The sequence below is a fragment of the Novosphingobium naphthalenivorans NBRC 102051 genome (genome assembly GCF_001590985.1).
GTDB lineage: Bacteria > Pseudomonadota > Alphaproteobacteria > Sphingomonadales > Sphingomonadaceae > Novosphingobium > Novosphingobium naphthalenivorans.
Genome location: NZ_BCTX01000115.1, coordinates 1 through 10,473, shown reverse-complemented (window position 1 = coordinate 10,473; position 10,473 = coordinate 1). Strand labels below are relative to the sequence as shown.

Here is a 10,473-nt window from a genome sequence, read left to right as displayed (position 1 = left end):
TCGATTGGCCCTAAGCCGCAGCGCGCGGTTGGTCCGGTGCGCTGCCGCTTGCCTCCCCTGTCCGGTCGGTTTGCCGGACTTGCGATTCGTGGGGAGGAGCGAGGTCCTGGATCGTCAGGGCGATCTGTCCGTCCGTCACCACCGCCGTCGCCACGGCGACGCCCGCGCGGGACTGCTTGGCCTTGTACATCAGTTCGTCGGCCGCGCGCAGCTCGGCATCGATCGACTGCGAGCCGTCCGGCAGAACCAGAACGCCCAGACTGCACTTGAGGCGGCAGGCAGCGTCCTCGCCGCTCGTATTGAGGGCCCGGTGCAGCCTGCAGGCCACCGCCTGCCCCGCCTCCTCGTCGCGCAGTTTCATGAAAATGACGAATTCGTCGCCGCCCATGCGGGCCAGCACATCGCCCTTGCGGATCGTCCGGCGGACGGTTTCGGCGAAGGCCTTCAGGCTCTCGTCGCCCTGATCGTGCCCCTGCTGATCGTTCAACTGTTTCAGGCCGTCCAGATCGGCATAGATCAGTGCCGACCAACCGCCCGAACAGCGGCCCGAGCGGACAAGCTCGAAGAAGGCCTGCCGGTTCAGCGCATCGGTCAGCAGGTCGGTGCGGGCCAGATGCCACTCGCGCTCGTAGGATTTGCGGGCAAGGCCGATGAAGCCCAGAACGATGCCGATGCCGGCAAAGCGCACGGCCAGGTTCCCCAGAGCCAGTCCGGGGCCCATCGGATAGAAGGCCAGATTCCCGGTCGCCAGCTTGAACAGGAGGACCGAGGTTCCCAGCAGAAACGCCGAGCGGATACTCAGGGCCCATGCCGCGAAACACACCACGGCCAGATAGACCGGCCCGAACCAGATCTCGCGCGGGGTAACGCTTTCCGCGGCGGCCACGGCCCCCAGCAGCAGAAGCGCCGCCGGCCAGCCATAGCGGGGCGGAATCCGGAAGAGAAAGGAATGCTCCAGCACCAACGCAGGGTGCTGCACGCGTCTCCGCTCTATCTGGCGCCCGGCAGTCATGGCTCTGCCTAGCCGCCGAGCCGCTAACTTTTGGTTAAGATCGCTTTAATTCAGGCTCGCTCTCCCTCCCGTCGGGGAGAGCAACCCCTTCTGATTCCAGATGGAATCGCACCCTTGCAAAACTGAAACACCCTTAGGGTCAGGACCTAGCCCCGCAAGTGGCTGACACCATCGGCATCGACCGGCGCCAGTTTCGGCCAGACACAGTTCCGCCCGGCCTCCTTGGCCTTGTACAGCATGGAATCCGCCACCCCTATGGCCGCTACCAGCGGGTCCGCGACGTCGAGCGGGACGCTCGCCATGCCGATGCTGATCGTCACTTCGATCGACTTGCCGTGGGCATGGACCGGCTGCGCCGCCATGGTGCGGCGAAGCCGTTCCGCCACTTCGCGCGCCTGCGGCAGCGGGGTTTCCGGCAACAGCACGGCGAACTCCTCGCCGCCGATACGCCCCACGATATCTTCGCGGCGCGCGCCCGCTTCCAGCGTCTTTGCCAGTGCCACCAGCACGGCGTCTCCCACCAGATGCCCGTTGACGTCGTTGATCCGCTTGAATTGATCGGCATCGACGAGAAGGATCGAAAGATGGCGCCGGTGCCGCCGCGCGCGCTGGATCTCGGCCCGCGCAAGATCGGTGAAGGCCCGCCGGTTCGCCACGCCGGTCAGGTAGTCCCGATCGGCAAGGTCCAGCAGTTGCCGGACATAGCCCGAGATATCGCGCACCATCGGCCGGAAGATGAACACGCCCTCGATCAGGAGCGTGATGACGACCGTGATCACGATCGCCCGCTGCAGCTGTTCCAGATACTGGATGCGCTCCTCGCTCACCGTCTGGTGGATCGAGACGACCTGCTCCAGCCCTTCGAGCAGAGGGCCGCGCGCGGAAGCCTGCAGCAGCGCCAGATCGGCGCCATAGTGTGGTTCGGGCGCCGTCTTCGCGCTGCCCGCGATCCGGCTGGCGGCGGCAAGGAAGACTTGCACCGCCTTGTCCGTTTCCGCAGCGCCGAAATAAGTATCCCTGAGCCGCGCCTCGGCCATGGGATTGCGGATCTCTCCGTTCGGCAGGTCCAACAACCTGCGGTGCGCCGCGCCGAACTGGCTGATCGCCTCTTTCAGCGGTGCCCGGACGCTTTCGTCGCCCCGGTCCAGTTCCAGCGCAAGGCTGACGATACGCTGCGACAGCATCCGCTGGCGGCCGCTCATGTTGATGATCTCGGCCGATCCCCTGCTGACGCGCAGCATGTCCCTGACCACGAAGTGCGAGGCAATGGACAGGAAAGCAACCAGCCCCAGCGCCGCCAGATAGCGCAGCGTCAGGCCACGCGCGGACACCCTGGCCATCACTGCTCTCCGGCTGTTAACAAATCTTGCGCAAATCTATGCGGAGACGGGTAACGCCGATTTAAGACAGCCGGTTAATTCCCCGGTTACCATGGAAGGGAATGCCCCATTCCGGACCCATTCCCGCCGTCACCAGCACCGCCCGGAGCGCCGCGAAGACGCGCCCCCCGAAAGCCCTCGCGCCATGGCGCGGTCATGTCATTTCGAATGGCCGTCGGTCTCATCGAGCATCGCTCTGGCAAGACGGAGGAACGCCACGGTATCGTCCTGCGCCGAAGGGATCGCCTTGCGAAAGGTCGCAAAGCCGTGGATCAGCCCCTTGCCTTCGTAATAGGCCGTGGGAACCCCGGCCTCGACCAGCCTGGCCGCATAGGCCCGTCCCTGATCGCGCAGCGGATCGAGCGAGGCCGTCACCAGCACGGTCGGCGGCAACCCGTGCAGATCGCCCAGCAGCGGCGAGGCGCGCAGGCTTTTCGGATCGGCCGCGTATTGCGCACTGAATTCGCCCATGCTTTTCGCATCGAGCATATAGCCTTCGGCAAAAGTCTCGTCCGAAGGATAGGTCTTCGAGAAATCGGTCGCGGGATAGATCGGGATCTGCATCACCACCGGCAGCGCGGCCGGCCTGTCGCGCAAGGCGGCCGCCGACACCAGCGCCAGATTGCCACCCGCGCTGTCACCACTGAGGACAAGGCCGGTGAAATCGCGCCCGAACGCCTTGCCGTTCGCCGCGATCCACCGCGTGGCGGCCTCGCCGTCATCGACCGCGGCCGGAAACGGGTTCTCCGGCGCCAGACGGTACTCCACCGAAATCACCGGCAGATCGAGCTGGCGAGCGATTTCCGCCGCGATCCCGGCGTGCGTGTCGATATTGCCGAACACGTAACCGCCGCCGTGATAGAATAACACGACCGGGCCGGGCGCGCGGGTAGCGCGCGTGTCGAACAGGCGCAGCGCCATCGGGCCGCCGGGGCCAGGCATCGTCACATCCCTGACGAACGCCATGTCCCCCACCGGCAGGTCCTGCTGCGCCATCGCCGCCAGCGCGGCAGGCGGCAGCTTGTGCATCTGCATCAGCATTTCGCGCGTGAACGCGGGCCGCGGCGCGGCGTAGAAGTTCTTGAGGTAGGCCGCCACATCGGGACGGATGTAAGGTCCTGCCCCGTCCGTTTTCGCGGCCTGCGGATGCGCCGCCGGCGCCACGGCAGCGGAATCCGCCGCCACCGGGCCCGTGCAGACCAGCGCCAGCAGCGCCGCCCCCGACGCCAGCCAGCGCCGCGCGCGCGCCATTGCGGTGCCTGTCTTCATGTCCATCCCCTCAGAACGGCGGCAACCGCGTTGCCATGGAACGTGCGCGGCCCAAGAGCCGTGCAGGCACGACAGAACCGACGATAGCCGGGCGGACATTTCCCGCCCCGGGCCCGCCGGCCGTCAGTACAGCCCGCCCTGCTCTTCTGCAAAGTCCTGCGCCTGGACGCCGACAGCCCGCGCCTTGGCCGCCTCGCGCTCCTCGCGCGCCTGCGAGACTTGCGCGACGAGCGCATCGCGGCGGCGGCTGAACTCGTCCTCCGCGGCGTACTGCGTCGGCTCGCTGTCGGGCTTGAACGCTTCCCAGATCACCGATGCCTTGGGATCATTGCTCGGTTCCGCGCCCATCACCGGCTTGCCGGTCACGCGGTCGATGCGGACCATGCGGATACCCGGCGGCGCGAGCAGCGGGGTCAGCGTCCAGCGCGAGCGGGTGGCCAGCACCACGTCCTTGAAGATCGGCGCGGAAATGCGCCCGCCCTGCGCCCAGCCGCCCAGCGAACGGGGATTGTCGTAACCGACATAGACGCCGCCGACATAGTCCTGATTGCCGCCCATGAACCACACGTCGGTCGGGCCATTGGTCGTACCCGTCTTGCCGAAGATCGGCAGATTGAGATCGCGCAGGCGCACCGCGGTGCCGCGAGTGACCACGCCTTCGAGCATGTGGATCACCTGATAGGCGGTGTCGGCGTCGATCACCTGCTTGCCCTTGCGCTGGATGCGCGGCATCGGCTTGCCGTCCCATTCGGCCATATTGCAGTTGTCGCAATGGCGCGTGTCGGAACGCCAGATCACCTTGCCGTTGCGGTCCTGCACATAGTCGATCACCGAGGCCGGATATTGCACGCCGTTGTTGGCCAGCGAAGCATAGGCATTGACCATGCGCGCCACCGTGGTCTCCCCGGCGCCGAGCGCGAAGGACAGGTACGGCTTGTAATCGCCGATGCCCATATTGTGGAACGTCTTGATCACCTTGGGCATACCGGTGTCGTTGGCGATCCGCACGGTCATCAGGTTGCGCGACTGCTCAAGGCCCCAGCGCATCGTGTGGCTGCCCGCCCCGCCTTCGCCGCCGAAGTTGCGGAAGCACTTCTGGCCCAGCGCCGCGCCCTGATAGACGCAGAACGTGCCGTCGAGCACTTGCGTGGCCGGCGTCATCCCGTTCTGCAGCGCGGTGGCATAGACGAACGGCTTGATCGTCGAACCCGGCTGGCGCTCCGCCTGCGTGGCGCGGTTGAACGAGCCGAGCCCGTAATCGAAACCGCCCTGCATGGCGAGGATGCGCCCGCTGGCAGGCTTCTCCATGATCATGCCGCCCGAAACTTCCGGAATCGCGCGCAGCGCCCAGGTGCCCGCCGAAACCGGCTCGGCCACGACGAGGTCCCCTGCGCGCGCCTTGTCGGCAATGCCCGTCAGCGTCGCGATATTGCCGTCGGAAAAGCCGATCCGCCCGGTGCTGTCCGACTTGTCGAGAATGACGCCGACGCGCCAGTTCTTGTAGTCGATCGTCTTGTTGGCAACGATCAGCTGCGTCTGCCAGTTCTCCAGATTGCGCAGATGCGCGACAGCCCCGGTCCAGCCGCGATTGCCCTGAAAGTTCAGCAGTCCCTTGCGCAGTGCATCGCGCACGGCCTTCTGCATCTGCGTATCGAGCGACGTGCGCACCCACAGACCGCCGGCATAGACGCTGTTCGGCCCATCCTCGGCCTTTTCGCCATAGCGGTCGATCAGGCGGCGGCGCACTTCCTCGACGAAATAGCTGTTGGCCGCATCGTAGCTTTCGGACTGGCGCGGGATCAGGCCGAGCGGCTTGGCCTTGGCAGCGTCGGCATCGGCGCGCGAGACCCAGCCGTTCTTGACCATCTCGTCCAGCACCCAGTTGCGCCGGGCAATCGCCATGCCTTCGTATTGCTTGCGGCCATAGCGCTCGGGCGCCTTGGGCAGGATCGCCAGGAACGCCGTCTCGTGCAGATCGAGATCGCCCACGTCCTTGCCGAAATAGGCGCGCGCGGCGGCCTGCACGCCGAAGCTCTGGCGGCCGAGCGGAATTTCGTTGAGGTAGAGTTCAAGGATCTGCTCTTTCGACAGCACGCCTTCGATGCGGTGCGCGACGATCATTTCCTTGAGCTTGCGGGTGATCGAATATTCATCGCCGATCAGGATGTTCTTGGCCACCTGCTGGGTGATCGTCGAACCGCCGCGCGCGCGCTGTCCCGAACCGTACTTGGCGACATAGTCGATCACGGCACCGGCAAGCCCGGTGAAATCGACACCGCCGTGGGTCCAGAAGGTCTTGTCCTCGGCCGAGAGGAAAGCGTTGACCAGCGGCCTCGGGAAATCGACGAAGCGCAGCTGCACGCGCCGCTCGCGCGCATAGCTGTAGACAATCTCGCCATCGATACCGCGCACCATGGTCGGCAGCGGGGGCTGGTATTCCAGCAGCTTGCGGGCATCGGGCAGATCGCGGGTGATCACCACCCAGAAGCCGGTGAGCGCCGCGAGCCCGGCAAGCCCCAGATAGCTGAAACGCCGCAGCCACTTGGAACTGCGCCAGATGCGCTTCACCGCGCCGAGCGGGCCTGACGCACCCTCGCGGTGAATGCGATAGCTTGCGTCTTCGGGCGGCTGCTCGCCGGGGCCGGCGCCATTGCTCTGGGTCGGGTCGCTCATTGCGGGCGTCCTCTAGCACGGTGGTTTCGGGCAAGGCCAGACAGGAAGCGCGAAAATGCGGTGAGCGCTTTTGCGGGGACTTTCACGAGCGCGTTCACGAACGGGGCCCTATACGCCCGTCTTGCGGGCAAAATAGATGCGCACGGCGCGCGCCGCCGCATCGGCGATGACCTTCTGTCCCTTCGCGGAATTGAGGAAGGCATAGTCCTGCGCATTGTTGATATAGCCCGTCTCGAACAGGATCGAGGGAATATCGGGCGCCTTGAGCACAGCCAGCGCCGCCGTTTCGACCCGGCCGTGGTGCAGCCCGACATCCGCCTCGCGCAGTTCGCGCAGCATCAGCTCGGCCAGTTCCGCCGATCCGGCCTGCGCGCCGCGCTGGGACAGGTCGAGCAGGATGGCACCGACATTCGAACTGGTCTGCGACAGCGACACGCCGTTGATCCGGTCCGCCCCGTTCTCGCGCGCGGCAATGCGCTCGGCGGCCTGGCTGGAGCCCTTCTGGGACAGGACATAGACGCTGGCGCCGCGCGCCGAATCAGCCTCGGCGCTGTCGGCATGGATCGAGATGAACAAGTCGGCATGGAGCCGCCGCGCGATATCCGGCCGGTCCTGCAGCGACACGAAACGGTCGGTATCGCGGGTCAGCGCCACGCGAATGCCGCCGCCGGCCAGCAATTGCTGGCGGATCGCCAGCGCGATCTTGAGCGCCACGTCCTTCTCGCGCACGCGGTCCGCGCCGGCGCCAGGATCGAAGCCGCCGTGTCCCGGATCGATGACCACCAGCGGCCGGCTGGAATCCGGTGGTCCGTCAACCCGGGGCAGATCGACCGGGGCATCGGCGCTCGGCAGATCGAAGCGCACTACATAGTGCCCGCCGTTCCCGGCGAGACCCGCCGCCCTGTCGAGCACGAATACCGCGACCAGCACCGACAGCGGCGCCGAGAGGATCACCAGTATTTGCAATATGCGCGACATTTGCGGCCTTGCTAGGAACAGATTGCGCACACGGCAATCCTGCCCCGGTGTGTTCCCACCGTTTTGGGAAAGAAACCGGTAACCATCCCGGCGGTAAAAGCACCATGGCCAAGTAACTTGCCGTCAAGGGCCTTGAATGCTAGGCCAATCAAATCCCGGGGCCCATGACGCCCTTCGGCCCTCGCAATCCGGCACAAGCATCACCAGATGACACCGGACACAAGGACCGGCCAGGCACACAACCCGGGGCCGTCGATACCGGAAAATCCGTTTCCGGGTCCGAACAGGTTGATGCGAGCCATGAGAAGTCAATTGCCGCTTTGTCTGCCGATGCCCGAAAGGGCATGGGCGGTATGGCCGCAATTCTCCGCGCGTTCGATTTCGCCGCGCGATCTTCCTCTCGCAGACACGCACGCTGCCTTCGTTGCAGCCGATACGTTAGCACCATCCGGGGCGCTGGATTGCCCCGAATTCACCTTTACCTTCGCCCGCAGCACGAAGCCTCTCGCCGCATACGGCGGCATTCGCCTTCGTCCATCGGGCCTTTTCGAACAGAACCGCGCCTCCCAGGCTGATCCGGCCGGGACCGGGCGCGTATGGAGATCACATAATGGCAACGCGCATGCTCATCGATGCGCGCCACCCGGAAGAAACGCGGGTGGCGGTACTCAAAGGAAACCGCATTGAAGAGTTCGATTTTGAATCGACCGAACGCAAACAGATAAAAGGCAACATCTACCTGGCGAAGGTGACTCGCGTCGAACCTTCGCTGCAGGCGGCCTTTGTCGATTTCGGCGGAAACCGTCACGGTTTCCTCGCTTTCAGCGAAATCCACCCCGACTACTACCAGATTCCGAAGGAAGACCGCGAAGCGCTGCTGGCCGAAGAAGCCGAACTGCGCGCCAGCGAGGATGCCGAGGACGACGAGGATGATGTCGACGGTGAAGGCGAAGACTTCGAAGCCAATGACTTCGAAGACGGCGGCCTGACCGAGGTCGACACGTCCGAAAAGGACGAAGTCGCCACGATCGAGGACGGCAACGTCGAAAACGGCTTTTCCGAAAACGGCGAAGGCGAGGAAGAGACCGCCGAAGCCGAAGAGAGCGACAACCGCGGGCGCCGCGGCCGTGGCCGCCGTCAGGGCGGGCGCAATTCCGGCCGTTCCAAGGAAGCCGAGGAAATGCGCGCCAAGCGCATGGCTCTGCGCCGCCGCTACAAGATCCAGGACGTCATCCACCGCCGCCAGGTGCTGCTGGTGCAGGTCGTCAAGGAAGAGCGCGGCAACAAGGGCGCAGCGCTGACCACGTACCTCAGCCTCGCCGGCCGTTACTGCGTGCTCATGCCGAATTCGAGCCACGGCGGCGGCATCAGCCGCAAGATCAGCTCGGCCAGCGACCGCAAGCGCCTCAAGTCGATCATCGCCGAACTGAGCCTGCCGCGCACCATGGGCTGCATCGTGCGCACTGCCGGCCTCCAGCGCACCAAGACCGAGATCAAGCGCGACTTCGACTATCTCGCCCGCCTGTGGGACGAGCTGCGCGAACAGACGCTGAAATCGGCCGCCCCGGCGCTGATCCATTCGGACAGCGACCTCATCAAGCGCGCCATCCGTGACATCTACAACCGCGATATCGAGGAAGTGGTTGTCGAAGGCGAGGAAGGCTACCGCGCCGCCAAGGACTTCATGAAGCTGCTCATGCCCAGCCATGCGCGCAAGGTGAAGCCCTACTCCGACCCCGTGCCGCTGTTCCAGCGCTACGGCGCCGAAGACCAGCTGACCGCGATGTACGATCCGGTCGTCCAGCTCAAATCGGGCGGCTACATCGTCATCAACCCGACCGAGGCGCTCGTCTCGATCGACATCAACTCGGGCCGTTCCACCAAGGAGCACGGCATCGAGGCGACGGCGGTTTCCACCAACATCGAAGCCGCGCATGAAATCGCCCGCCAGCTGCGCCTGCGCGACATGGCCGGGCTCGTCGTCATCGACTTCATCGACATGGAGTACGGCTCCAACGTCCGCAAAGTCGAGAAGGCGATGAAGGACGCGCTCAAGAACGACCGCGCGCGCATCCAGGTCGGCCGCATTTCGAGCTTCGGCCTGATGGAAATGAGCCGCCAGCGCCTGCGCACCGGCGTTCTCGAAGCCACCACGCGCTCGTGCCCGCACTGCGATGGCTCGGGCCTTGTCCGCACGGCCAGCTCCGCCGGTCTTTCCGCGCTGCGCCAGATCGAGGACGAAGCCGCCAAGGGCAAGGGTGTGATCATCACCCTGTTCGCCTCCACCGAAGCGGCAGTGTACCTGCTCAATGCCAAGCGTTCGGACCTCGCCGATATCGAGGCGCACTACGGCGTCTCGGTGGAAGTGATCCCCGAGGGTGAGAACGAAGGCGCGAAGATGCGCGTCATGTCGTCCGGCCCGCGCAACGAGTTCGTGCCCCGCTTCGAGCCCATCGCGATGGATGTCGACGACGAGGACTATCCGGAGGACGAAGAGGACGAGATCGAGCGCGAGGATGCGCAGGATCGCGCTGCCGAGGAAGGTGACGGCGCGGGCCGCCGCAAGCGCCGCAAGCGCCGCCGGGGCCGTGGCCGCAATCGTGCCGACGAGCAGGGTGCCGATGAGGCTGCCGTGAACGACGAAGACGGCACCGAAGAGGCCGAAGGCGAAGGTGAAGCGGATGGCGAAGCCATCGTGGAAGCCGAAGCCGCCGTGGCCGAAGGCGAAGACGGGGAAGCCCCGCGCAAGCGCCGCCGCCGGGGTGGCCGCCGCCGCCGTGGCCGCCGCAATGGCGAAGGCGAGGCCGAGAACGGTGAGGCCGGCGAAGAGGTGAGCGAGGACGGCGAACCGGAAGCTCCGGCAGCCGAAGAGGCTCCGGCACCGGAACCTGTCGCCGAAGCCGCTGCGGAGGAAGCTCCGGCTGAACCCGCCGCCGAGGAAGCCCCCGCCAAGCCCAAGCGCACCCGCCGCAAGAAGGCTGCTCCCGCCGCGACCGAAGAAGCCGGTGAAGCCGTAACGGCCGAACCCGCTGCCGAGGAAGCGCCGGCCAAGCCCAAGCGCACCCGCCGCAAGAAGGCCGACGCCGAAGCCGCCGAGGCCCCTGCGGCCGAAGCTCCGGCTGAACCCGCCGCCGAGGAAGCCCCGGCCAAGCCCAAGCGCAC

6 protein-coding genes are annotated in these 10,473 nt (G+C 65.9%); 1 reads left to right on the top strand and 5 read right to left on the bottom strand.

The features are described from left to right. Positions 1-10 precede the first annotated feature (10 nt). The 5 genes from NN5_RS22640 to NN5_RS22620 form a co-directional block, all read right to left on the bottom strand. Positions 11-979, bottom strand: coding sequence for a GGDEF domain-containing protein (locus NN5_RS22640; protein WP_245656666.1), 969 nt, complete (start codon positions 977-979; stop codon positions 11-13). Between the two features lie 179 nt (positions 980-1,158). After that, positions 1,159-2,352 (bottom strand): diguanylate cyclase, encoded by a 1,194-nt coding sequence (locus tag NN5_RS22635; RefSeq protein ID WP_067738615.1) that lies wholly within the window; start codon positions 2,350-2,352, stop codon positions 1,159-1,161. Between the two features lie 198 nt (positions 2,353-2,550). Continuing rightward, entirely contained in the window at positions 2,551-3,660 is a 1,110-nt protein-coding gene (locus NN5_RS22630) for an alpha/beta hydrolase (protein ID WP_084385119.1), read from the bottom strand. 123 nt (positions 3,661-3,783) lie between these two features. Beyond that, the gene (locus tag NN5_RS22625; protein ID WP_067738614.1) at positions 3,784-6,333 is read right to left on the bottom strand and encodes a penicillin-binding protein 1A; all 2,550 of its coding nucleotides are present in this window, start codon (positions 6,331-6,333) and stop codon (positions 3,784-3,786) included. Positions 6,334-6,441: 108 nt separating this feature from the next. Further along, a complete protein-coding gene (locus NN5_RS22620) occupies positions 6,442-7,311 on the bottom strand; it encodes an N-acetylmuramoyl-L-alanine amidase family protein (RefSeq protein ID WP_067738613.1) in 870 nt (289 codons plus the stop codon). Positions 7,312-7,921: 610 nt separating this feature from the next. On the opposite strand from NN5_RS22620, the gene NN5_RS22615 reads away from it, so the two are divergent. Then, the coding region (locus tag NN5_RS22615; protein ID WP_067738612.1) for an Rne/Rng family ribonuclease at positions 7,922-10,473 on the top strand (2,552 nt) is incomplete at its 3' end.